Annotated in this window: 24 protein-coding genes and 1 tRNA gene; 14 read left to right on the top strand and 11 right to left on the bottom strand. The window is 69.0% G+C overall.

Annotated features, from left to right (window positions below; translation table 11 throughout):
* Positions 1 to 99: 99 nt before the first annotated feature.
* Positions 100 to 1554 (bottom strand): cryptochrome/photolyase family protein, encoded by a 1455-nt coding sequence (locus WG902_RS06815; RefSeq protein ID WP_340059193.1) that lies wholly within the window; start codon positions 1552 to 1554, stop codon positions 100 to 102.
* A gap of 19 nt (positions 1555 to 1573) precedes the next feature.
* On the opposite strand from WG902_RS06815, the gene WG902_RS06820 reads away from it, so the two are divergent.
* The 7 genes from WG902_RS06820 to WG902_RS06850 all read left to right on the top strand — a co-directional run bounded on the left by WG902_RS06820 (position 1574) and on the right by WG902_RS06850 (position 8197).
* Positions 1574 to 2173, top strand: coding sequence for a YqgE/AlgH family protein (locus WG902_RS06820; RefSeq protein WP_340059194.1), 600 nt, complete (start codon positions 1574 to 1576; stop codon positions 2171 to 2173).
* A complete protein-coding gene (ruvX, locus tag WG902_RS06825) occupies positions 2166 to 2585 on the top strand; it encodes a Holliday junction resolvase RuvX (RefSeq protein WP_340059195.1) in 420 nt (139 codons plus the stop codon). Before WG902_RS06820 ends, ruvX begins: the two co-directional genes overlap by 8 nt.
* A 150-nt stretch (positions 2586 to 2735) precedes the next feature.
* Positions 2736 to 3260, top strand: coding sequence for a bifunctional pyr operon transcriptional regulator/uracil phosphoribosyltransferase PyrR (gene pyrR, locus WG902_RS06830; protein WP_340059196.1), 525 nt, complete (start codon positions 2736 to 2738; stop codon positions 3258 to 3260).
* Between the two features lie 8 nt (positions 3261 to 3268).
* Positions 3269 to 4240 carry an aspartate carbamoyltransferase catalytic subunit gene (locus WG902_RS06835; protein WP_340059197.1) on the top strand — a complete coding sequence of 324 codons (972 nt, stop codon included), beginning with the start codon at positions 3269 to 3271 and terminating at the stop codon, positions 4238 to 4240.
* On the top strand, positions 4237 to 5541 hold the full coding sequence (locus tag WG902_RS06840) for a dihydroorotase (protein ID WP_340059198.1): 1305 nt from the start codon (positions 4237 to 4239) through the stop codon (positions 5539 to 5541). Before WG902_RS06835 ends, WG902_RS06840 begins: the two co-directional genes overlap by 4 nt.
* Positions 5538 to 6293 carry a lysophospholipid acyltransferase family protein gene (locus tag WG902_RS06845; protein ID WP_340059199.1) on the top strand — a complete coding sequence of 252 codons (756 nt, stop codon included), beginning with the start codon at positions 5538 to 5540 and terminating at the stop codon, positions 6291 to 6293. Before WG902_RS06840 ends, WG902_RS06845 begins: the two co-directional genes overlap by 4 nt.
* A 47-nt stretch (positions 6294 to 6340) precedes the next feature.
* Positions 6341 to 8197 carry a calcium-binding protein gene (locus WG902_RS06850; RefSeq protein ID WP_340059200.1) on the top strand — a complete coding sequence of 619 codons (1857 nt, stop codon included), beginning with the start codon at positions 6341 to 6343 and terminating at the stop codon, positions 8195 to 8197.
* Between the two features lie 6 nt (positions 8198 to 8203).
* Here WG902_RS06850 and WG902_RS06855 read toward each other — a convergent pair whose 3' ends face one another.
* Positions 8204 to 9310, bottom strand: a complete 1107-nt coding sequence (locus WG902_RS06855) for an ABC transporter ATP-binding protein (protein ID WP_340059201.1) — start codon at positions 9308 to 9310, stop codon at positions 8204 to 8206.
* A 67-nt stretch (positions 9311 to 9377) separates the two neighbouring features.
* Between WG902_RS06855 and WG902_RS06860 the strand changes: the two genes are divergently transcribed.
* Positions 9378 to 10994, top strand: a complete 1617-nt coding sequence (locus WG902_RS06860; protein WP_340059202.1) for an ABC transporter permease — start codon at positions 9378 to 9380, stop codon at positions 10992 to 10994.
* 3 nt (positions 10995 to 10997) lie between these two features.
* On the opposite strand, the gene WG902_RS06865 is transcribed toward WG902_RS06860, so the two are convergent.
* Entirely contained in the window at positions 10998 to 11225 is a 228-nt protein-coding gene (locus WG902_RS06865; protein WP_340059203.1) for a hypothetical protein, read from the bottom strand.
* 287 nt (positions 11226 to 11512) lie between these two features.
* Here WG902_RS06865 and WG902_RS06870 point away from each other — a divergent pair, with 287 nt between their 5' ends.
* Entirely contained in the window at positions 11513 to 12745 is a 1233-nt protein-coding gene (locus tag WG902_RS06870) for a PQQ-dependent sugar dehydrogenase (RefSeq protein WP_340059204.1), read from the top strand.
* The gene (locus WG902_RS06875; RefSeq protein ID WP_340059205.1) at positions 12735 to 13343 is read left to right on the top strand and encodes a c-type cytochrome; all 609 of its coding nucleotides are present in this window, start codon (positions 12735 to 12737) and stop codon (positions 13341 to 13343) included. The genes WG902_RS06870 and WG902_RS06875 overlap by 11 nt, the downstream gene beginning before the upstream one ends.
* A gap of 92 nt (positions 13344 to 13435) precedes the next feature.
* Here the strand turns inward: WG902_RS06875 and WG902_RS06880 are convergent, their stop codons facing one another.
* Positions 13436 to 14176, bottom strand: coding sequence for an ArsR/SmtB family transcription factor (locus WG902_RS06880; RefSeq protein ID WP_340059206.1), 741 nt, complete (start codon positions 14174 to 14176; stop codon positions 13436 to 13438).
* Between the two features lie 107 nt (positions 14177 to 14283).
* On the opposite strand from WG902_RS06880, the gene WG902_RS06885 reads away from it, so the two are divergent.
* Positions 14284 to 14592 (top strand): NIPSNAP family protein, encoded by a 309-nt coding sequence (locus WG902_RS06885; protein WP_340059207.1) that lies wholly within the window; start codon positions 14284 to 14286, stop codon positions 14590 to 14592.
* Between the two features lie 12 nt (positions 14593 to 14604).
* Here WG902_RS06885 and WG902_RS06890 read toward each other — a convergent pair whose 3' ends face one another.
* Positions 14605 to 15024, bottom strand: a complete 420-nt coding sequence (locus WG902_RS06890) for a MarR family winged helix-turn-helix transcriptional regulator (protein ID WP_340059208.1) — start codon at positions 15022 to 15024, stop codon at positions 14605 to 14607.
* A 147-nt stretch (positions 15025 to 15171) separates the two neighbouring features.
* Between WG902_RS06890 and WG902_RS06895 the strand changes: the two genes are divergently transcribed.
* Both WG902_RS06895 and WG902_RS06900 read left to right on the top strand, forming a co-directional pair.
* The gene (locus tag WG902_RS06895; RefSeq protein WP_340059455.1) at positions 15172 to 15630 is read left to right on the top strand and encodes a tripartite tricarboxylate transporter TctB family protein; all 459 of its coding nucleotides are present in this window, start codon (positions 15172 to 15174) and stop codon (positions 15628 to 15630) included.
* Between the two features lie 13 nt (positions 15631 to 15643).
* Positions 15644 to 17146: a tripartite tricarboxylate transporter permease gene (locus tag WG902_RS06900; RefSeq protein WP_340059209.1), complete on the top strand. Its 1503-nt coding sequence runs from the start codon at positions 15644 to 15646 to the stop codon at positions 17144 to 17146.
* Positions 17147 to 17281: 135 nt separating this feature from the next.
* Here the strand turns inward: WG902_RS06900 and WG902_RS06905 are convergent, their stop codons facing one another.
* From WG902_RS06905 to WG902_RS06930, 6 genes are read right to left on the bottom strand one after another with little or no spacing between them, the layout of a single operon-like run.
* Positions 17282 to 18169, bottom strand: a complete 888-nt coding sequence (locus WG902_RS06905) for an ABC transporter permease (RefSeq protein WP_445263660.1) — start codon at positions 18167 to 18169, stop codon at positions 17282 to 17284.
* Positions 18169 to 19110: an ABC transporter permease gene (locus tag WG902_RS06910; RefSeq protein ID WP_340059210.1), complete on the bottom strand. Its 942-nt coding sequence runs from the start codon at positions 19108 to 19110 to the stop codon at positions 18169 to 18171. The genes WG902_RS06905 and WG902_RS06910 overlap by 1 nt, the downstream gene beginning before the upstream one ends.
* A gap of 13 nt (positions 19111 to 19123) precedes the next feature.
* Entirely contained in the window at positions 19124 to 20644 is a 1521-nt protein-coding gene (locus WG902_RS06915) for an ABC transporter substrate-binding protein (protein ID WP_340059211.1), read from the bottom strand.
* 23 nt (positions 20645 to 20667) lie between these two features.
* On the bottom strand, positions 20668 to 21750 hold the full coding sequence (locus WG902_RS06920) for an ABC transporter ATP-binding protein (protein ID WP_340059212.1): 1083 nt from the start codon (positions 21748 to 21750) through the stop codon (positions 20668 to 20670).
* Entirely contained in the window at positions 21747 to 22757 is a 1011-nt protein-coding gene (locus WG902_RS06925; protein WP_340059213.1) for an ABC transporter ATP-binding protein, read from the bottom strand. Before WG902_RS06925 ends, WG902_RS06920 begins: the two co-directional genes overlap by 4 nt.
* Positions 22757 to 23473 (bottom strand): DUF1028 domain-containing protein, encoded by a 717-nt coding sequence (locus tag WG902_RS06930; protein ID WP_340059214.1) that lies wholly within the window; start codon positions 23471 to 23473, stop codon positions 22757 to 22759. Before WG902_RS06930 ends, WG902_RS06925 begins: the two co-directional genes overlap by 1 nt.
* A 107-nt stretch (positions 23474 to 23580) precedes the next feature.
* Between WG902_RS06930 and WG902_RS06935 the strand changes: the two genes are divergently transcribed.
* Positions 23581 to 23655, top strand: a tRNA-Arg gene (locus tag WG902_RS06935).
* Positions 23656 to 23659 lie beyond the last annotated feature (4 nt).

The raw sequence follows: 23659 nt of genomic DNA on the forward strand, positions 1-23659 counted from the left end.
TGACTTCGTAGGCCGGCGTGAGCGCGAAGCCGAACCCCGGTGATGCGCCCGATACCGGGGTTCGGCGCTGCGCGCGCTCACCGCCGGCCTACAGGTCCATCACGACCGGACCACCGCGTACCGCCGCAGCGTCGCCTCTCGCGCCTGCGCATGGTCCACGATCGGCGTCGGGTAGTCCTTCCCCAGCACGACCCCCGCCGCCTCCAGGTCCACCGGCCTCGCCGTCCACGGCGCATGCAGCACTTTCCTGGGCAACTTCGCCAGCTGCGGCAAGTAGCGCAGGGTGAACTTGCCGTCCGCGTCGAACCGCTCGCCCTGGCTGACCGGATTGAAGATGCGGAAATAGGGTTGCGCGTCACAGCCGGAGGAGCTGGCCCATTGCCAGCCGCCGTTGTTGGACGCGAACTCGTAGTCGTTCAGTTTTTCGGCGAAATAACGCTCGCCCCAGCGCCAGTCGATGCCCAGGTCCTTGCACAGGAAGCTGGCCGTGACCATGCGCAGCCGGTTGTGCATGTAGCCGGTCTGGTTGATCTGCGCCATCGCGGCGTCCACCAGCGGGTAGCCGGTGCGGCCCTCGCACCATGCCGCGAACAGCGACTGCGCGTCGGGGCCATCCTCCCACGCGATGCGGTCGTAGTCGGCCTTGAAGCTGCGCCCCTGCCCCACCTGCGGGAAGTTGGCAAGCACCTGGAAGTAGAAGTCGCGCCAGGCCAGCTCCTTCAGCCACGTCCCGGCGCCGCTGCTTTGCCGCTCATGGGCCAGTGCCGCCAGCTGGCGGATCGACACGGTGCCGAAGCGCAGGTGCACCCCCAGGTAGCTCGGTCCCTTGAGCGCCGGCAGGTCGCGCAGTTCGTCGTAGCGGTCGATGCGCGCCGTGAAATCTTCGACCAGGGTCCGGCCGCCTGCCGCGCCGGTGGGAAGGGGCAGCTTCCGCAGGTTGGTCGGCCGGAACCCGAGATCTTCCAGCGTGGGCACGGGCCGCCGCAGTTCCTGCGGGCGCGCTGCCAGCCGCGTCGCATACCGTTCGACCGGATAGGCCCGCAGGTAGAAGCTGTCCAGCTTGGCCAGCCACGCCCGGCTGTAAGGCGTGAACACCGAGTAGGGCGTGCCGGCCTGGGTGAGCACTTCCTCGCGCTCGAACACCACGTGGTCCTTGGAGGTGTGGAAGGCGATGCCTGCCGCGGACAGGCGGTCCCGCACTCGGGCGTCGCGTTCCATGGCCTGCGGTTCGTCGTCGTGGTTGGCGAAGACGGCTTGCACGCCCAGTCGCGCGGCCAACGCGGGCACCTCCCGGGCCGCATCGCCGTGCAGGGCCACCAGTCCGGCACCGGCGCTGCCCGCTTGCCGCAGCGCGTCGTCCAGTTCGGCTGCCGACTCCCGGATGAACTCCACCCTGCGATCCTGGCGCGGCAGGGCGTCCAGGATGGCCGTGTCGAAGACAAAGGTGCAGTGCACCTGCGGGGCAGCCTTGAGGGCGTGGAACAACGCCGCGTTGTCGGCCAGGCGCAAGTCGCGGCGGAACCACATCAACACGGAACCGTAGGGAGTCTCCATACCGCCTAAAATCTAACCCATGCCGACCGCGGACGATTCGATCAACCTGACGCACCATTTCCTGATTGCCATGCCGGGGCTGGAGGATGCGTCGTTCGCCCGGACCGTGGTGTACCTGTGCGAACACAGCCCGCGCGGCGCGCTGGGCCTGGTGATCAACAAGCCGACCGACATCAACCTGCGCAACCTGTTCGAGAAGGTCGACCTGCCGCTGGGCCGCGAGGAACTGGCGCGCACGCCGGTGCTGCAGGGCGGGCCGGTGCAGACGGAGCGCGGCTTCGTCCTGCACGAGGCGGTGCACGCCGAGGGCCAGGATGCGAGCGAATCGGTCTACGCCTCCACCATGACCATCCCGGGTGGCCTGGAGATGACCACCTCCAAGGACGTGCTGGAGGCCATCGCCACCGGCTCCGGGCCGCGCAAGGTGCTGGTCACGCTGGGCTATTCCGCGTGGGGCGAGGGGCAGCTGGAGTCCGAGCTGGCCGAGAACAGCTGGCTGACGGTGAATGCCGATCCGGCCGTCATCTTCGACACGCCCATCGAGGAGCGCTACGACAAGGCGCTGCTGTTGCTGGGGCTGCAGTTGTGGATGCTTTCTCCGGGCGCGGGGCATGCCTGAGCCCGCGCCGCCCGACGTTCCAGCGCAGTTCCAGACCTTTCTCGCATTCGATTTCGGCGCCAGGCGCACCGGCGTCGCCGTGGGCAACCGCATGCTGCGCACCGCCACCGCCCAGGCGACCATCCGGGCCGAAGCGGCCGACGCGCGCCTGGAGCAGGCGGAGCAGCGGGTGCGCGAGTGGCAGCCGGACGCGCTGGTGGTGGGGGTGCCGTTCCATCCCGACGGCGCCAGCCACGACAATACGGCGCGCGCGCGCAAGTTCGCCCGCCAGCTGCGCGGCCGCTGCGGCAAGCCGGTGTACGAGGTGGACGAGCGCTACAGCACCACCGAGGCGCTGTCGTCCGGGGCGCGCGATCCGGACGCGGGTGCGGCCTGCGTCATCCTGGAACAATTCCTGAGGGCGTTGCCTTGAACAACCCATACGAACAGCCGGACGCAGAAGGCGCAGAAGTTACGCAGAAGGCGCAAAAGAAGCCAAAGAAACTTCTTGGATGTTCCTTCCGCGACTTCTGCGTGACTTCTGCGCCTTCTGCGTCCGGTTGTTCGGTTCCCGATTTTTCCCATGGCCAATAACCACTCCTCCCAACCCGGCGCGCTGTTCCTCGACGCCGAGGCCCTGTACCGCGAGCTGTTGAGCGGAGTCAAGACGCTGCGACGTCCGGACACGCGCCTCGTGGGCGTCACTTCCGGCGGGGTCTGGCTCGCCGAACGCCTGACGCAGGACCTGGGGTTGCAGGAGCAGCCTGGCGTGGCCTCGTCGGCGATGCACCGCGACGACTTCGCGCGGCGCGGCCTCGCGGCCACGGCGCAGACGCGCCTGGACTTCGACGTCAATGGCGCGCACATCCTGCTGCTCGACGACGTGCTCTACACCGGCCGCACCATCCGCGCCGTCCTCAACGAACTGTTCGACTACGGTCGCCCGGCGGGGGTGATGCTCGCGGTGCTGGTGGACCGCGGCGGCCGCGAGCTGCCGATCCAGGCCGACTACGCCGCCGCGCGCATGGCCTTGCCGGCCGACCAGGTGCTGGCGCTGGCGCGCGGCGCCGACGGCCGCTTCAGCTTCCAGGTCGAAGGCGCGAGCTGACGAACACCATGCTCTACAAGCGAAATCCCCAACTGAACAAGAACGGCGAGCTGGTCCACCTGCTCTCCATCGAGGGCCTGCCGAAAGACATCCTCACGCACATCCTCGACACGGCGTCCAACTTCGTGAGCGTGAGCGACCGCGAAGTCAAGAAGGTGCCGCTGCTGCGCGGCAAGAGCGTGTTCAACCTGTTCTTCGAGAACAGCACGCGCACGCGCACCACCTTCGAGATCGCTGCCACGCGGCTGTCGGCGGACGTCATCAACCTGGACATCGCGCGCTCGTCGGCGTCGAAGGGCGAATCGCTGCTGGACACCATCGCCAACCTGTCGGCGATGGCGGCGGACATCTTCGTGGTGCGGCACAGCGAGTCGGGTGCGCCGTACCTGATCGCACAGCACGTCGCGCCGCACGTGCACGTGGTCAACGCCGGCGACGGCCGCCACGCGCACCCGACGCAGGGCTTGCTGGACGTGTACACGATCCGGCACTACAAGAAGGACTTCTCCAACCTCACGGTGGCCATCGTCGGCGACGTGCTGCACTCGCGCGTGGCGCGTTCCGACATCCATGCGCTCACCACGCTCGGCTGCGCCGAAGTGCGCGTGGTCGGACCCAGGACGCTGGTGCCCGCCGACATGGCGCAGATGGGCGTGCGCGTCTGCCACACGCTGGAAGAAGGGCTGAAGGGCTGCGACGTGGTGATCATGCTGCGGCTGCAGAACGAGCGCATGAGCGGTGCGCTGCTGCCGTCGTCGCAGGAATTCTTCAAGCGCTTCGGCCTGACACCCGAGCGGCTGGCACTGGCCAAGCCGGATGCGATCGTCATGCACCCGGGGCCGATCAACCGCGGCGTCGAGATCGACTCCTCGGTGGTGGACGGCAAGCAGAGCGTGATCCTGCCGCAGGTGACCTTCGGCATCGCGGTGCGCATGGCGGTGATGGGCATCGTGGCCGGCCATGTCGGAGGCGCCGCATGAAAATCCTGATCCGCAACGGCCGCGTCATCGACCCGTCGCGCAACTTCGACGAGATCTGCGACGTGGCGTTGGCCGCCGGCCGCATCATCGGCGTCGGCCAGGCGCCCGCCGGCTTCAGCCCCAACCGCACAATCGACGCGCGCGGCTGCATCGTCGCGCCGGGGCTGATCGACCTGGCCGCGCGGCTGCGCGAGCCGGGGCACGAACACGAAGGCATGCTGGAAAGCGAGATGGCGGCGGCCGTGGCGGGCGGTGTCACCAGCCTGGTATGCCCGCCCGACACCGAACCGGTCCTCGACGAGCCGGGCCTGGTGGACATGCTGAAGTTCCGCGCGGAAAAGCTGCACCAGGCGCGCGTGTACCCGCTGGGCGCGTTGACGCGCAACCTGGCCGGCGAAGTGCTGACCGAGATGGCGGAACTGACCGAATCCGGCTGCGTCGGTTTCAGCCAGGCCGAGGTGCCCTTGCCGAACACGCAGGTGCTGCACCGCGCGCTGCAGTACGCATCCACCTTCGGCTACGCCGTGTGGCTGCGTCCGCAGGAGGTGCACCTGGGCAAGGGCGTGGCGGCGAGCGGCCCGCTGGCCACGCGCCTGGGCCTGTCCGGCGTGCCGGTCGCAGCCGAGACCATCGCATTGCACACGATCCTCGAACTGGTGCGCGCCACGCGCGCGCGGGTGCACCTGTGCCGCCTGAGCAGCGCGGCCGGCGTGGCGCTGGTGCGGCAGGCCAAGGAAGAGGGCCTGGATGTCACCTGCGACGTCAGCATCAACTCGCTGCACCTCACGGATGTGGACATCGGCTACTTCGACAGCCGCATGCGGCTGAACCCGCCGCTGCGCCAGCAGCGAGACCGCGACGCGCTGCGCGAAGCACTGGCCGACGGCACCATCGACGCACTCGTGTCCGACCACACGCCGGTGGACGAAGACGCCAAGACCTTGCCGTTCGCCGAAGCGGAGCCCGGCGCCACCGGGCTGGAGCTGCTGCTGGGGCTGGCGCTGCGTTGGGGCCAGGAAAGCGGGATCGGCCTGGTGCGCGCGCTCGGCGTGCTCACGCACGAGCCGGCCCGCGTGCTGGGCAGCGCGCTCGGCACACTGCAGGCCAGTGCCGGCCAACTGGTCGACGGCGGCGTCGCGGATGTCTGCATCTTCGACGCCAGCGCGGAATGGACGGTGACGCCGGAGCGCCTGCGCAGCCAGGGCCGGCACACGCCTTTCGCCGGCCATGCGCTGCCGGGGGTGGTGCGCTACACGATCGTCGGCGGCCAGGTGGCATTCGAATCCCGCGAAGCGTCGTGAAGCTCCTGCAGGTGGTGTGGCGCCTGTGGCGCGCCCTGCTGCACGCCATCGGCGGCTGGTTCACCATCACCGTGCTGTTCCCGCGCTGGCCGCAACAGCGCAGGGAAGCGACCGTGCAGGCCTGGTCGCACCACATGCTCCAGATCCTGGGCATCCCGCTGCAGGTGCAGGGCACGCCGCCGCTGCACGGGCCGGTGCTGCTGGTGGCCAACCACATCTCCTGGCTGGACATCCTGGCGATGCATGCGGCGCGCTATTGCCGCTTCGTGTCGAAGTCGGACGTGAAGCACTGGCCCTTGCTTGGAACACTCGCCACCGGCGGCGGCACGCTGTACATCGAGCGCGAGAAGCGGCGCGACGCCATGCGGGTGGTGCACCACATGCGCGAGAGCCTGGCGGCCGGCGAGGTCGTCGCGGTGTTCCCCGAAGGGACCACGGGCGACGGACGCGAGCTGCTCCCGTTCCACGGCAACCTGATCCAGGCGGCGATCTCCATCGATGCGCCGGTGCAACCGGTCGCCTTGCGGTTCATCGATCGGGAAACCGGCGGTGACAGCGACGGGCCGCTCTACCTGGGCGACGACACGCTGCTCGGTTCGCTCTGGCGCACGCTCGCGGGCCCGCCTTTCATCGCCCAGGTCCGCTTCGGCGATGTCCAGCACGCGGCGGGCCGCGACCGGCGCACCTGGGCGAACGACTTGCGCGGGACCTTGCAGCGCCTCCGACAAGAGGTCGCTGAAGCTCAGCAGTAACCGTTTAGCATCCGCGGTTTCGCGTTCGCGCGGCAGATGGGGGCTTCATGGCGATTACCGTTCAAATGCGCACGGAGGTGAGCCGGCTGTACGTGGGTCTGTTCGGGCGGGCCGCGGACGGCGAGGGCCTGGGCTTCTGGACCAACTTGCGCGACCAGGGCCAGTCGCTCACGCAGATCGCGAACACGATGTACGCGACCGACGCTGCGCGAGGCATCTACCCCTCGTTCTTCACCAACACGGAAATCGTCGACGCCTTCTACCGCAAGGTGCTGCGTGACCCCCCATCGGCCGAACACCTCTCTTTCTGGACCGCCAAGTTGAACGCGGCCGGGGCCACGCCGGGCAGCGTCATCACCGAGATGATCGCCAGCGTCGTCAACTACAGCGGTTCGGATCCGGACGCCATCGAATCGAAGCAACTGCTGAACAACCGCGTGGCCGTTGCGCAGTACTACGGCGAAAAGAACGGCAGCGTCGCGCTTGCCAAGTACGCCCTGAGCGGCGTGACCGCCGATGCCGACACGGTCGCATACGCCCTGGGAGCGATAGACGGCGGCACCGTGGCCGACATGTGGACCCCGCACATCTCGTCGGTGACCTACGACACGGCCACGGGCCGGCTGGTCCTGACGGGCACCGGGTTCGCGGACAAGGCCGGCGCGGACAACGACGTGATCGCCAACAAGCTGACGTTGACCGGCCAGGATGGCAGCTACACCTTGACCGACACCGCGAACGTCGACATCACGTCGCCCACCAGGATCGTGCTCTCGCTCAGCGCCACCGACAGCGCCGCGATCGCCGCGCTGTTGAACAAGGACGGCACGCTGTCCATGGGCGGCATCACGTACAACCTGTCGGCGGCGGAAGACTGGGCCGCGGGCGTGGCGGCCGCGCTGGCTGTCGCCGACCTCGCAGGCAATGGCATCACCGTGACGCAGCGCGCGCCTTCGGGCACGGCCGACTTCGACATCACGGGCAACGCGCTCGCCAACAACCTGGTGGGCAACCGGGGCGCGAACGTCATCGATGGCAAGGAAGGCGCCGACACGATGCGCGGCGGGGAAGGCAGCGACACCTACCGCGTGGACAGCGATGCAGACGTCGTCGTCGAGTCGGCCGCCACCGCCGGCGGCACGGACCTCGTGATCAGCAACAGAGGCTATACGCTCGGCGCCTTCGTCGAGAACCTGAAGCTGGTGGGCGATGCGTTCTTCGGCAACGGCAACGAACTGGCCAATGTGCTGACCGGCAACGCGACAGGCAATTTCCTGGATGGCAAGGAAGGGGCAGACACCTTCCGCGGCGGCGCGGGCGATGACGTGTATTGCGTGGACAACGCGGGCGACACGATCATCGAAGTGGCCGACGTTGCCGGCGGCCGTGACCAGGTGCTCTCCTCGACCAGCTACGTGCTCGGGACCGGCCTCGAGGACCTCATGCTGAACGCGGTCACCCCGGAGGCTCCCGGCGATCTTTCAGGCACCGGCAATGCCCTTGCCAACTTGCTGCAGGGCAACGACGGCGCCAACACGTTGTCAGGCCTGGGCGGAAGGGACACGCTGGACGGCGGGATCGGCAGGGACACCCTGTCCGGCGGCGCCCAGGCGGACGTTTTCCGTTTTTTCCAGCTGCCCGAGTCGGACCGCATCCTGGACTTCGTGTCCGGCGTCGATCGCGTGGACCTTTCCGAGATCGATGCGGATGCCATCACCGTCAACAACCAGTCGTTCACCTTCATCGGCTCGGCGGCTTTTTCCGCAGACGCCACGGGACAGTTGCGTCTCACCGTCATTCCGACGGGCCTGATGCTGTCCGGCAGCACCGATGCCGACGCCAACGCGGAATTCACGATCCGGATCAGTGGCAGCGTCCTGGTCGCCGCCGACCTGCTCCTCTGAAGCCGGCTACACCGGGAACGACGCCATCGGCGGCGCCGCCGCCCCGCCTTCGCGCTGGAAGGTGACGACGTGGTCCACCTGCGCACGGATGCCGATCCACTCCCCGATCTTGTGGTCGTGGTGGCTCGGCACGTGGGCCAGCACGGTCTCGCCGGTGGCCAGGCGCAGCGTGTAGAGGAACTCCGAGCCGCGGAACGACTTGCGCACGATCTCCGCCTTCACCGGCGCGTCGTCGTCATGGATGATGTCGTCGGCGCGCAGCAGCACCTCGCACTGGCCGTAGCGGAAGGCCGCCGGCAGCGGGCACTCCGCCCCGTCGGTCAGCGCACCGAGCGCGGTGTGCACCACCACCTGCGTGCCCACGCGCTTGAGCGTCGCCGGCGCGAACACCCCGTGGCCGATGAAATCGGCGACGAAGCGCGTCGCCGGCCGGTGGTAGAGCGTGTATGCGTCGTCCCACTGGTGCAATTCGCCTTCGTGCATCACGCCGATGACGTCGCCGATGGCAAACGCCTCCAGCTGGTCGTGCGTGACGAACAGCGCGGTGGCCTTGGCCTCCTTCAGGATGCCGCGGATCTCGTGCGCCAGCCGCTCGCGCAGGTCGACGTCCAGGTTGGAGAAGGGCTCGTCGAGCAGCAGCAACTGGGGGCGTGGCGCCAGCGCGCGGGCCAGCGCGACGCGCTGCTGCTGCCCGCCCGAAAGCTCGTGCGGCATTCGCTTTTCGGTGCCGCCCAGGCCCACCAGCGCCAGCACCTCGGCCACGCGTGCGCGGCGGTCGGCGCCCGACACGGCGCGCCCGAGGCCGAAACCCACGTTGCCCGCGACGTCGAGGTGCGGGAACAGGGCATAGTCCTGGAACACCATGCCGACTTGCCGGCGCTCCGGGGGCACGTGGACACCCGGGCCTTCCACCCGCTGGCCGGACACCAGGATCTCGCCGGACTGCGCCGGCTCGAGACCGGCCACGGCGCGCAGCAGGGTCGTCTTGCCGCAGCCCGAGGGGCCGATCAGCACCCCGATGTCTCCTGCCTTCATCCCCAGCGACACGCCATCCACGGCGGGACGCGGCCGTCCCGGGTAGTGGACACGCAACTGCCGAAGCTCGAGGTGCATGCGGCTGATTCTAAATGCATACAATTCTCATTCACTTGACGAAACGCAATCGCCCTCCGGGCCGCCCATGTCTCCGCGCCCGTTGAAGGACCTTCCCCTGCTGCTGATCGCCGGCCTGCTGCTGCTGCCGGTGCTGGCCGTGCTCGGGTCCTGGTTCTCGTGGAACGCGGCCAGCAGCCAGATCCTGGGCGAGATGGCTGCCACGGTGCTGCCCGACTACGCCTTGACCAGCCTGGTCCTGTGCCTGGCGGTGGGTGCGGGGGCGGCGCTGGTCGGCACGGCCGGCGCTGCGGCGGTCACCTTGTTCGACTTCCGCGGCCGCCGGGTCTTCGAATGGGCGCTGTTGCTGCCGTTGGCGATGCCGGCCTATGTCGTCGCCTACGCGTACACGGATTTCCTGCAGTTCAGCGGCCCGTTGCAGTCCTGGCTGCGCGCCGAGTTCGGGCTGCAGGGGCGCGTGTTGCCCGAAGTGCGCAGCGTGTCCGGCGCGGTCGCGGTCTTCGTGTTTTCGCTGTACCCGTACGTGTACCTGCTGGTGCGCGCGGCGCTGGCCGAACGCGCGGCGCAGTTGATGGAGGCCGCGCGCCTGCTCGGCGCGCCGCTGTCACGCCGCATCCGCAGCGTCGCCCTCCCGCTCGCCCGCCCGGCCATCACCGCCGGCGTGGCCCTCGCCTTGATGGAGACGCTGGCGGACTTCGGCGTGGCCAGCTACTTCGGCATCCAGACCTTCAGCACCGGGATCTACAAGGCCTGGCTGGCGATGGACAACCGCATCGCGGCCGCGCAACTGGCGACCCTGCTGCTGCTGGTCGTGGGGTTGCTGCTCGGGCTGGAGATGCGCGCCCAGAAGCGCCTGCGCTTTTCCGGCGGCAATGCGCGCGGCGGCGCCGAAGCGCAACCGGTGCCATTGCGCGCGGGGGGCGCGGCCATCGCCTGGGCCGTGTGCGGGTTGCCGGTGCTCCTGGGGTTCGTGCTGCCCGTGGCCTTCATGCTGCGTCCGCTGGCCGCCGACTGGTCGGTGCTGCCTTGGGACCGCTTCCTGCAGTGGTCGTGGAACAGCTTGCGCCTGGGCGCCATCAGCGCTGCGCTCGCCGTGGCGACGGCAGTGCTGCTGGCCTATCGCTTGCGCCGTTCGCCCGGCGGCGTGACGCGCGGCGTCGCGCAGCTTGCCGGCCTGGGCTATGCGGTGCCCGGCACCGTGCTGGTGGTCGGCTTGCTGCTGCCGGTGGGCTGGCTGCAGCAGAAGTGGCCGTCCAGCGGCGTGGGCTACTGGATGACGGCCACCATCCTCGGCATCGTGTGGGCGTACCTGGTGCGCTTCGTGTCGGTCGCCCTGCAATCGGTGCAGAGCGGCTACGCGCGCATTCCCGCCAGCCTGGACGACACCGCCCGCATGCTGGGAGCGCGTGGGCCGGCGGTGCTGGCGCGGGTGCACTGGCCGCTGCTCAAGCGCTCCGCCGCGGCCGCCGGGCTGCTGGTGTTCGTGGACGTGATGAAGGAGCTGCCGGCCACGCTGGTGCTGCGGCCTTTCGACAGCGACACGCTTGCCGTGGTGGCCTACCAGCTGGCGCGCGACGAGCGACTGGGCGAGGCGGCGCTGCCCTCGCTCGCGCTGGTGCTGGTGGGCCTGGTGCCGGTGATCCTGCTCAGCCGCACCTTGCGCTCGAAGACGCTTCGCCGGTGATGCTCAGGCCTCGTCGCTGGGCTCCCCGTCCTGCTGCGCGGGCTTGCGGAAGACGACCTCTCCGGTGGGCACGTGCACCACGCGGATCTCGCTGTCGCGCGAAAAGCTCTTGGCTGCCAGGCTGACAGCGAGCGCGCGGTCGCTCACGGCGAAATGCAGGGAGCCGGCCTGCGGCCAGAACCTGCCGGCGATGGGATGGCTGCTTTCGATACGGTAATCGGCGGACGTCATGTCGTGCCTTTCCTGGTTGTGCGGAAGCGGTCTCTCGTTGCTGCTTCGGGCCATCCTAGGACGGAGCCGTGAAATCTACGTGACGCGCATTGCAAGGGCTCAGTCACCTTTGTAACGTTCCGCAATGGTGCGATGCAGCACCTCCATCGCATCGCGGCTGGCGTCTGTAGGAGAACGCCGCATCTGCTGTCGGAGACCGGGCGTCGCGCGCAAGTGGGGGGAAAACCCGCCCCGCCGGCAGCGCTCGCGCCACTTAGGATGCCGCCCTGTCCACCCAGGAGAGAGACATGAAAAAAACACTGTTCGCGGTTGCCGTCTTGCTGTTCGTCGCGGGCTGCGCGCAGAACCCGCCGCCCCCGCCGACGGTGTCCCCGACAGCCGCGATGCTGCCGCCCAGCGCGCCGGCCTGGCAGCAGGGGCGGCCGCAGGACCTGGCGACCTCCACGCTCGCGCCCCACGCCGGCCGGTTGACCGCGGTGCCCGCCGGGGAGATCCCGGTGAGCGCGCTGAAGGTGCCGCCCGGCTTCAAGGTGGAACTGTGGGCCAGCGGGATGCCCGGAGTGCGAGCCATGGCGCGGACCGAAAGCGGCCGCATCTATGTCGGCACGCGCGGCATCGGCCGCGTGTACGAGATCACGGACAGTGGCGGCCAGCGCACCAGCCGCGTGCTCGTCGACAAGCTGAACCAGCCCGCAGTGGCGTATCACAACGGCGCCCTCTATGTCGCGGCGATCGACAAGGTGCTGCGCTATGACGGCATCGACCGCAACGCCGCCGCCCAGCCGGTGGACCTGACCGCGAAGTTCGCCTTGCCGCCCGAACAGCACCACAACTGGAAGTACATCCGCTTCGGTCCCGATGGCAAGCTGTACGTTCCCTTCGGTGCGCCGTGCAATATCTGCATTCCCGGCGAGCCCTACGCACAGATTCGCCGCTACGACGCCGACGGCTCCAACATGCAGGTGGTGGCGCGCGGCGTGCGCAACACGCAGGGCTTCGACTGGCACCCCGTCACGCGCGAGCTCTGGTTCAGCGACCACGGCCGCGACTGGATGGGCGACAACGCACCGGAAGACGAGCTCAATCGCATGAGCCGCGAAGGGCAGAACTTCGGCTTCCCGTACTGCCATGCCAACGGCATCCCCGACCGCGACATCCGCCGCGAGCGCGCCTGTGACGGCGTCGTCATGCCGGTGACCACCATGGGCCCGCACGCGGCGGCGATGGGCGTGCACTTCTACACCGGCACCATGTTCCCCGCCGAGTACCGCAACACGCTGCTGGTGGCGCGCAAGGGCTCGTGGAACCGGACGCAGAAGTTCGGCTACGACGTCGTCGCGGTGCGCACCGACGCCAATGGCGCCAACGCACGCGTCACGCCGTTCCTCACGGGCTTCCTCGACGCTTCGAAGGACACGTTCTGGGGCCGGCCGGTCTACATGCTGCAGATGCCCGATGGTTCGCTGCTGGTGTCCGACGAGCAGATGGGCGCCATCTACCGCATCTCCTATGGCGCGTAAGGCACTGCGGGGCTGCGGCCTGGCCGCCGCCCTGCTGCTTGCCGGTCACCTGGCCCAGTCGCAGTCGCAAGTCCCCGCCTCGTCCGCGGTGCAGGAGCCGCCGCGCGCGGCGGCCTGCATGGCCTGCCACGGTCCGCAAGGCAACTCGCAGATCCCGGCCATGCCCTCGATCGCGGGGCAACCGCAGGTCTTCATCGAGAACCAGCTGGTGCTGATCCGCGAGGGGCTGCGCGACGTGCCGGCGATGAAGGGCTTGCTCGAAGGCGTGACGGATGCCGAGATCGTGCAGCTGTCTCGGTTCTTCGCGGCGCAGAAGCCGGTATCGACCGCCAAGGGGCCGGCCAATCAACAGGTCTACCAGCGCGGGCAGGCGCTGGCCGCACGCGGCTTGTGCGGCAGCTGCCACCTGCCCGACTTCTCCGGTCGCGCGCAGATCCCGCGGCTGGCCGGCCAGCACGAGGAGTTCCTGCTGCAATCGCTCAAGCAGTTTCGCGACCACCCGGGGCCGGGGCGCGACACGATCATGGCGGCCTCGCTGTACGGATTCAAGGACGACGAGCTGGCGGACATGGCGCATTTCCTGGCGCACCACCGGTAGCGAACTTCTTTCCGCGCAGGCCGCTGCTGTCGCAGCGCCCGCAGTGGCGGCAGCAGCGTCACGGCAACGGGACGGGAAGCCGCGACGCCGGCCTATCCGGTTCGGGGGAAGCGAGACCGTGCCGGCGCATCCGTCAACGCGGTCCAGCGCTCGACACCGAACCAGTTGCGAAACGCAATCGCACCCGACGGTGCCAAGGTCAAGGCGCGGGACTTCGGGTGCTGCAACAACCAGCCCTGCTGTAGGCAGTGCTTGCACAGGAGCACGCCGACGCGGCCGGCCAGGTGCATGCGCCGCTCGCCCCAGTCCAGGCAGGGGCGGCATGGAGGACGCCGGTCGGTGGATGCCGCGGTGCCCGCGTCGAAGCCGAGGCCCTGCAACGCGGCCTGCGCGCGCGAGGTCAGTTGCGCGGTGTCGTCGTCGATGACGAGCGCGCGTTGCTCCACCAGCCGGTCGACGATGCCCACCGCGAGTCGGCCGGCGAGATGGTCGTAGCAGGTGCGCGCAAAGCGCATCGTGGCGTCGCGCGGCCCGGTGGCCACAGGCAGCGGCGGCGCCGCGGCCACGCCCAGTTGCAGGATGCCTTCGAGCACGCGGGCTACTTCGGCCGACGCCAGCCGGTGGTAGCGGTGGCGGCCTTGCGGGCTGACGTGCAGCAGGCCGGCCTCCACCAGCAGGCCGAGATGGCGGCTCGCCGTGGGCGGTGCGATGCGCGCGGCATCCGCGAGCTCGCGGGCCGTCAGCGAACGCCCGTCCATCAAGGCCATCAGCATGGCCGCACGCGCCGGCTCGCCGACCAGCGAGGCGATGCGGGCGAGCGCGTTGGAGTTCATCGCGGCAAGTGTGCACCAGCAGCGGCAGCGACGCTTCGTCCGGCAGCGAACCTTCCGGGGCCTGCCACGCCCCACCATGGCTGCTTCCATTGCACACCGGGACGGCCATGCCCATCACCTGCTTCATCCGCTACCAGATCGATCCCTTCCAGCGCGACGCCTTCCGCGCGTATGCGGAAAACTGGGGCCGCATCATTCCACGCTGCGGCGGCCGGCTGCTGGGCTACTTCCTGCCGTCCGAAGGCACGAACGACATCGCGTGGGGCCTGATCGGCTTCGACAGCCTGGCGGCGTACGAGGCCTATCGCACGCGCTTGCGCGCCGATCCCGAAGGGCGCGACAATTTTGCGCTGGCGCAGCGGCAGCGCTTCATCCTGCGGGAGGAGCGGACGTTTTGCGAGGCGGTGGAAGGCTGAGCGCGAACGCCGCTAGCCGCCGCTCGCGCGTGCCGCCTCGATCACCGCCGCGAGCTCGCCGAGTTGCGCGCGGTGCTGGGCCGCGACCTGCGCCACGCAGCGCCGGCCCTTGGCCGTCAGGTGCACTTCGACCATGCGGCCGTCGGCCGCGTTGGCCTGGCGGCGCACCAGGCCGGCCTCCTCGCAGCGCGTCACCAAAGCCACCACGCCGTGCGGCTGGATCTGCAGGCGCTCGGCCAGCTCCCCGAAGCTGGCCCACTCGCGCCCGGGAAAAGCCTGGGTATGCAGCATCAGGTGGTGCTGCACGGCGGTGACGCCGGCCGCGCGCGAAGCCTCCTCGCCGAAACGCAGGAAGCGCCGCAGCTGGTAGCGGAACTCCGACTGCCGCTCCAGGGCCGCCTTGTCCAGGGGCCGCAATTTCCTCGATTCCATCTTTCCCGATCCCGCCGCCCGCATGTGGGCGTCCCGGCGGACTCTACACCCGCCCGGCTCCCGGCTGAGTAGGTCACGGCGTGATGTATTTAGGTCATGTCGTGATATAAAAGCGGCATACCGATACGGAGACAAGATGCGATGAAATTGGCGATCCGCAACCAGAAGGATGTCGCGGCCGGGCTGATCTACGTGCTCGCGGGCGCGGCCTTCAGCCTTGGCGCGCTCAACTACAAGCTCGGCGATGCCGCCCGCATGGGACCCGGCTGGTTCCCGTTCTGGGTGGGCGTCCTGCTCGCGGCGGTGGGCATGGCCACCGTCGCCGGCGGCCTGCGCGCGCACGCCGCGGTCGACAAGGTCAAGCGGCTCGAGTTCGGCGCCATGCTCTGGATCCTCGGCGCGGTCGTGCTGTTCGGCCTGCTGCTGAACTGGGCCGGCCTGGTGTTGTCGCTGGTGGTGCTGGTCCTGGTGTCCAGCCGGGCCAGCCACGAGTTCTCCTGGCGCGGCACTCTGGTCAATGCCGCGGTGCTGGTCGCCTTCAGCGTCGGCGCCTTCATCAAGGGCATCAGCCTGCAGATCCCGCTGTGGCCCACCTTCCTGGGTTGAGGAGCAAACGAACATGGAACTGATCTCCCACCTGGCCCTCGGCTTCGAGACTGCGCTGAGCCTGCAGAACCTGGCCTATTGCTTTCTCGGCTGCCTGCTCGGCACGCTGATCGGTGTGCTGCCGGGCCTCGGCCCCTCCACCACCATCGCGATGCTGCTGCCGATCACCTACACGCTGCCACCGGTGGCCGCGCTGATCATGCTGTCCGGCATCTACTACGGTGCGCAGTACGGCGGGTCCACCACTGCCATCCTGGTCAACTTGCCGGGCGAGTCCTCGTCCGTGGTCACGGCCATCGATGGCTACCAGATGGCGCGCAACGGCCGGGCCGGCACCGCGCTGGCCACGGCGGGCCTGAGCTCCTTCCTCGCCGGCTGCGTGGCGACGCTCGTGCTCGCCGCCTTCGCCGTGCCGATGTCCGAGCTGGCATTCAAGTTCGGCCCCGCGGAATATTTCTCCCTGATGGTGCTGGGCCTGGTCGGCGCCGTGGTGCTGGCGTCCGGCTCGCTGATCAAGGCCATCGGCATGATCCTGCTCGGTCTGGTCCTGGGCCTGGTCGGCACGGACGTCAATTCCGGCGTGGCGCGCTACTCGTTCGGCATCCCCGAACTCACCGACGGGGTGAACTTCGTGGCCGTGGCGATGGGACTGTTCGGCTTCGCGGAGATCATCGTCAACGTGGAGCAGCGCGAACATCGCGAGACCTTCACCAACAAGGTGACCAGCCTGTTCCCGACGATGGAGGACTTTCGCCGGATGCTGCCCGCCGCGGCGCGTGGCACGGCGCTCGGCACGGTGCTGGGCATGCTGCCCGGCGGTGGCGCCACGCTCTCGTCCTTCGCGGCCTACACGCTCGAGAAGAAGATCTCGAAGCGGCCGGAGGAATTCGGCCGTGGCGCCATCGAAGGCGTGGCCGGCCCCGAAGCCGCCAACAATGCCGGCGCCCAGACCTCGTTCGTCCCGCTGCTGACGCTGGGCATTCCCTCCAACGTGGTGATGGCGCTGATGGTGGGCGCCATGACCATCCACAACATCCAGCCGGGGCCGCAGGTGATGACCAGCAACCCCGAGCTGTTCTGGGGGCTCATCGCCAGCATGTGGCTGGGCAACGCCATGCTGATCATCCTCAACCTGCCGCTGATCGGCCTGTGGGTGAAGCTTCTCAAGGTGCCCTACCGCTTCCTGTATCCGGCCATCCTGGTGTTCTGCTGCATCGGCGTCTACTCGATCAACAACAACACCTTCGACGTGTTCATCACGGTGCTGTTCGGCGTGGCTGGCTATATCTTCGCGCGCTGCGGCATGGAGCCGGCCCCCCTGCTGCTGGGTTTCGTGCTCGGCCCGATGATGGAGGAGAACCTGCGCCGGGCCTTGCTGCTGTCGCGCGGCGATTTTTCGACGCTCGTGACGCGGCCCCTGTCGGCGGGGCTGCTGGTGGCCACGGTGTTGATGGTGCTGGTGGTGGCGCTGCCGGCGATCAGGAAGACCCGCGAAGTGGCGTTCCAGGAGGCGTAGGTGGGGTTGCGCGATGTCGGGGTGCGCTGCGCGCAACCCGACCTACGGACAACCTCGAGTTCGCGATAGCGTGCGGCGGATCCCTGCCTCGTAGGTCGGGTTGCGCGCGAAGCCGCACCCCGACACCCAGACCAGTCACCGCTGCCGCGGATCCAGCGCGTCCCGCAGCCCGTCGCCCAGCAGGTTGAACGACAGCACCAGCAGGAAGATCGACACCCCCGGCCAGATGGCCATCCAGGGCGCGTTGTCGATGAAGTTCTTGGCGGTGTTCAGCATGCTGCCCCAGCTCGGCGCCGGCGGCTGCTGGCCGAGCCCCAGGAAGGACAGGCTGGCCTCGGCGATCACGGCAGCGGCGATCGCGAGAGTGGACTGCACCATCAGCGGCGCGGTGATGTTCGGCAGGATGTGGCGCAGCGCGATGCGCACCGGCGAGTTGCCGACGGCGCGCGCGGCTTCCACGTAATCTTCCACCTTCACGCTCAGCACCTGGCCGCGCGTGAGGCGCACGAAGATCGGCGCCGCGGAGACCCCGATGGCGACCATCGCGTTGGTGAGGCTCGGGCCCAGGAACGCGGCCAGCGCGATGGCCAGGATCAGGAACGGGCACGCCAGGAACGCGTCGGTGATGCGCGAGATGATCGCGTCCACCCAGCCGCCCAGGAAGCCGGCGGCCAGCCCGATCGGCACGCCGATCAGCAGCGAGATGGAGACCGACACGACGCCGGCCAGCAGCGAGGCGCGCGTGCCCCAGATGACGCGCGACAGCACGTCGCGCCCGATCTCGTCGGTGCCGAACCAGTATTGCGCCGACGGCGCCTTGCGGATCGCGCCCCAGCTCGTCGCGATGGGGTCGTACGGCGCGATCCATGGCGCGAACACCGCCATCAGGATGAAGCCGACCACCACCACCAGGCCGAGCATGGCGACACGGCGCCGCAGCAGGCGGCGGCCGGCGCGCCGCCACGGGCCGGCGGGAGCGGGCATCGTGGCGGTTGCGGGCAGCGACGGGAGAACGGCCGCCATCAGTGCCTCAGTCGCGGATTGACCGCGCAGTAAGCGACGTCGGCCAGCAGGTTCAGCAGCATGTACGTGGTCGCCGTGACCAGCACCACGCCCTGCACCACGGAATAGTCCCGGTTGAACACCGCATCGACGATCAGCTTGCCGAAACCGGGGATGGTGAAGACCTGCTCGGTCAGCACGGCGCCGGACAGCAAGGTGCCGAACTCCAGTGCGCCCAGGGTGATGATCGGCGTGAGCGCGTTGCGCAGCGCGTGCTTCAGCACCACGGTGCGCTCATCGAGGCCTTTCGCGCGGGCGGTGCGCACGTAGTCGGCGGACAGCACCTGCAGCATGGCGCTGCGCGTGTGCCGCATCAGCACGGCGGCGATGGCGTTGCCCAGGACGAAGGCGGGCATGATCAGCGACTTCAGGTTGGCGCCGAGATCCTCGAACGGGCTCACGTAACCCGACGCGGGCAGCCATCCCAGGTTCACCGAGAACAGCAGGATCAGCAGGATGCCCAGCCAGAAGTTGGGCGTGGACAGCCCCCATAGCGAGAACACGTTGGCGAACCAGTCCCAGGCCGTGCCACGGCCGACCGCCGCCACGATGCCCGCGGGGATGCCGATCAGCAGCGCGATGGTCATCGCCATGGCCGCCAGTTGCAGCGTGACCGGCAGCTTCTGCACGATCAGCTCCAGCACTGGCTGCTGGTTGCGGATCGACTCGCCGAGGTCACCCTTGAGCACGCCGCCCATCCAGTAGGCGTAGCGCACCGGCAGGGGCTCGTCGAGGTGCATCTTCTTGCGCAGGTACTCCACGACGGTGGGGTCCTGTTCCTCGCCCGCCAGGATCTTGGCCGGGTCCCCGGGCAGCAGTTGCTGCAACCCGAAGATCAGCATCGACACCAGCACCAGCGTGGGCACCAGCTGGGCGATGCGCTTGACGAGGAAGTCGAACATCCGGCCGCCCGGCTCAGGACATCTTCAGGCCGGTCAGCCGCAGCAGGCCGTCGGGAATCTCGCGCACGCCCGTCAGCTTGGGCGAGTACACCCACAGCCACTTGCGGTGGTACAGGTAGACGATGGGGCGCTCCTTCAGCACGCGCGCGGCGACCTGCTCGAACAACTTCTTGCGCTGTGCCGGGTCCAGGGTTTCGCGCGACTGCTTGATCAGTGCGTCGGTCTCGGCGTCGCAGTAGCCCGAATAGTTCAGGGGCTGCTTGCAGGCGTGGAAGCTGTACAGGTTGCCGTCCGGGTCCGGGCGGCCGCTCCACGCCAGCACGTAGGCCTCGAAGTCGCCCTTGTCCGCCATGTTCAGCGAGGTCGCGAATTCCGCCGCCTGGATCTTGACGTCGAAGCCGGCCTCGCGCGACATCGCCTGCACCACCAGCGCGATGCGCTGCGCATCCGAGGTGGTGGGCGTCACCAGCGTGAAGCTGGGGTTGGTGACGCCTGCTTCCTTGAGCAGTGCCTTGGCGCGGTTGATGTCGCGCTTGGGGATGGCCACGTTCCTGGCGAAGTTGGTGTTGCTCGGGGCGACCCACTGGTTGCCGACGATGGCTTCGTTGTCCATGACCACCTGGACCAGGCCCTGCCGGTCGAGCGACAGCTCGAAGGCCTCGCGCACGCGGGCATCGCGCCCGAGCGGGTTGGCCTTGGCCTTGTCGCTCTTGCCGATGTTGATGGTGATGCCCTGGTAGCCGATCTCGGTGATGCGCGAGGTCTTCAGCTTCTTCTCGTTGATGATCTTTTCCATGTCGCTCGGCGCGGCCCGCTCGATGAAGTCGAGCTGTCCGGAGCGCAGGTTCGCCAGCCGCACGGTGGCGTCCGGGATCGGCGTGTACACCACGCGGTCGAAATGGACGGCGGCCTTGTTCCAGTAGTTCGCATAGCGCTCCAGCACGATGCGGTCCTGCGCCACGCGCTCGACGAAGCGGAACGGGCCGGAGCACACCGGTGCGGCGCCGAAGCGTTCGCCGGCGGCCTGCGCCGCCTTGGGCGAAACCATCATCCCGGCGCGGTCCGTCAATTGCGCCAGCAGGGGCGAGAAGGGGGCGGCGAGGTTCAGCCGCACGGTGGACGCATCCACCACGTCCACGCTGGTCACCGGAGCGAGCTCGCCGCGCCGGTTGGAGCCGGCCATGTTCTTGTGCCGTTCGATGTTGAACTTCACCGCGGCGGCATCGAACTTCTCGCCGTCGTGGAAGGTCACGTCGGTGCGCAGCTTGATCGTCAGCGCCTTGCTGTCGGCCGACCACTGGTAGCCGGTGGCGAGCTGCGGCACGATGGCCAGCTTTTCGTCGATGTCGAACAGCTTGTCGCACAGGCCGGCGAACACCAGCCGGCCGACGAAGGTGCGCGCCAGCGTCGGGTCGAGCGCGTCCGGATCTTCGGCCAGGCCGATGCGCAGCGTTTGCGCCGAGGCTGCGAGCGTCGCAGCGCTCAAGGCCAGCGCGAGCAGCGGCCGCAGGATGGTACGGGTGAGGGAAGGCATGGGGCTCTCCTGGAAGTGATGAATCAGGGCGTGGGCACGGGATCGGAGGCGACGAAGGCGGACTGCAGCCGCTCCAGCCTGCGGCGCGCCGGCGCAAAAGCGATCGGCTGCTCCGTGGCGGCATGGGACTGGATCTCGCGCCAGAAGTGGCAGGCGGCGAAGTGGCCGTCGCCCGTCCCTTCGAGCAGCGGCGCTGTTTGCGAGCAGACCGGCTGCGCGTGCGGGCAGCGGGTGTGGAAGTGGCAACCCGGCGGCGGATTCAGCGGGCTGGGCACGTCGCCGCCGAGCACGGGCCTTTCGCGCCGTGCCGAGGGCTCTGGCCGAGGGATGGCCGCCAGCAGGGCCTGTGTGTACGGATGGCGGGGATTGGCGAACAGCGCCTCCTTGTCCGCGGTCTCGACGATGCGACCCAGGTACATGACGGCCACGCGCGTGGCGATGTGCTTGACCACCGCGAGGTCGTGCGCGATGAAGATGTAGGCCAGGCCGAAGCGGCGTTGCAGGTCCTGCAGCAGGTTCACCACCTGCGCCTGCACCGAGACGTCCAGCGCGGAGACGGCTTCGTCGCAGACGATCAGCTTCGGCTCCACCGCCAGCGCGCGCGCGATGCCGATGCGCTGGCGCTGGCCGCCGGAGAATTCGTGCGGGTAGCGCAGCGCATGTTCCGGCGCCAGGCCGACCGTGTGCAGCAGCTCCGTCACGCGTTCGCCTTCGCGTCCGCGGTGCAGGCCGTGCAGCCGCAGCGGCTCCGCCAGCGTCTGCCCCACGGTCATGCGCGGGTTGAGCGACGAATACGGATCCTGGAAGATGATCTGCATGGCGCGCCGCTGGGCCCGCAATGCGCCGGCGCCGAGCGTGCCGATGTCCTGCCCGTCGAAGACGATGCTGCCGGCGGTGGGCTCGATCAGCCGCAGCACCATGCGCCCCAGCGTCGACTTGCCGCAGCCCGACTCGCCGACCACGCCCAGCGTTTCGCCGGCAGCGATGCGCACGTCCACGCCGTCGACGGCGCGCACCAGCCCGCTCACGCGGCCGAACAGGCCTCGGCGCACCGGGAAGTGCTTGACCAGGCCAGCGGCCGCGACCAGGGGTTCGGTTTCGATCATGCGGCCACGGCCTCCGGCAGGTGCGGCACCAGCACGTCCGGGTCGAGCGGCGCGCGCCAGCAGGCGGACAGATGGCCGCTTCCCACTTCGGCCAGCGGCGGTGACTCGGCACTGCAGCGCGCGATCGCGAACGGGCAGCGATCGGCGAAGTTGCAGCCGGCGGGACGGCGCAGGGGGTTGGGCACCTGGCCTTCGATCGAGGCGAGGCGGGCGCGCACCACATCCAGCCGCGGGATCGAGCCGAGCAGGCCGACGGTATAGGGATGCTGCGGCTCGTCGAAGATGGCGCGCACGCTGGCCCTCTCGACGATGCGGCCGGAATACATCACCGCCACTTCGTCCGCGACTTCGGCGACCACGCCGAGGTCGTGCGTGATCAGGATCACCGCGGTGCCGGTTTCCTGCCGCAGCGTGCGCATCAGCTCCAGGATCTGCGCCTGGATGGTGACGTCCAGCGCGGTGGTGGGCTCGTCGGCGATCAGCAGCCGCGGCTCGCAGGCCAGCGCCATGGCGATCATCGCGCGCTGGCGCATGCCGCCCGACAGCTTGTGCGGGTAGTCGTGGAAGCGCTGCTCGGGCGCGGGAATGCGCACCTGGCGCAGCACCTGCAGGGCGCGCGCCTCGGCATCGGCGCGCGACAGCTTGCGATGGCGCTGCAGCCCCTCGACGATCTGGTCGCCGATGGTGAAGGCCGGATTCAGCGACGTCATCGGCTCCTGGAAGATCATCGCCATGCCATTGCCGCGCAAGTCCAGCAGCTCGCGCGTCGGGGCGCCCACCAGCTCGCGGCCTTCGAAGCGGATGGAGCCGGCCGTCACGCGCCCGGGCGGGTCGGGCACCAGCCCCATGATGGACAGGGCCGTCACGCTCTTGCCGCAGCCGGACTCGCCGACGATGGCCAGCGTCTTGCCGGCCTCGACCGAGAAGCTGACGCCGTCGACCGCCGGAAAGCTGCCGTCATCGGTGGCGAACTCCGTGCGCAGTCCGCGCACTTCCAGCACGGCCATCAGTGGGCGCCCCCGCGTTGCTGGTGGAAGCGCGCGATGTGCGCCTCGATCGCGTCGCGATCCGTCAGGCCCACCGGGTCGTTGCGGCTGGCCAGGCAGGCCATGAAGGGCTGGAAGCGCTCCAGGCTCTTGCGGTACAGGCGCTCCAGCTCGCGCATCGGCTCCTCGTGGTCGTCCACGCGAATGTCGAGCTGCGGGTGGTCCTCGTCGGCGTGGATGCGCAGCGCGGCCGACTGCTTGCCGCGCTTGTCGCCGCCCGCGGCCTCGCCGGCGGCCATCGCCGCGAGCAGCCTTTCGGCCAGGTCGAGGCCTCTGGCTTTCTCGTACGCATCCGCGGTGGCCTGCAGCACAGCGGGGCCGGCCAGCATGTTGCCGGCGACGCTGAAGTCCTCTTCGGTGCGGTGGCCGCACCAATCGATGCACGCGGTGCCCGTCCACGCGGCAGCGCGGCCGTGCGCCGGCAGCACATGCAGCTGGCGCTGGTCCCGGCCGGCGTCCACGGAGGTCAGCAGATGGACCACCTGCTGCGGCGAATGGCCTTCCGCCAGCAGCGCCATGCCTTTCGGCCCGTACAGCGGGTTCATCAGGGCTTGCGTCGACAGTGCGCCCACGCCCCGGCGGGTATGCACGCACAAGGCGCCGACGGCGAAGAAGCGGCTGGCGATGGCGACGCCGAAGCGTCCTGCTTCATCGCGCGCCAGAATCGACCACGTCATGCCACCTGCCTCCGCTGTTGCCCCAAGAGAGGGCGATTCTGGGGGAAAGCAGGTTCCGCACCAAGCGGGCAAACCAGCACGCCGGCGCACGCCATAATGGCGCCCTCGCCGCCGTAGTTCAATGGATAGAACGAGCGCCTCCTAAGCGCTAGATGCAGGTTCGATTCCTGCCGGGGGCGCCAGCGG

Origin of the sequence: Ramlibacter sp. PS3R-8 (genome assembly GCF_037572435.1) — a bacterium.
GTDB lineage: Bacteria > Pseudomonadota > Gammaproteobacteria > Burkholderiales > Burkholderiaceae_C > Ramlibacter.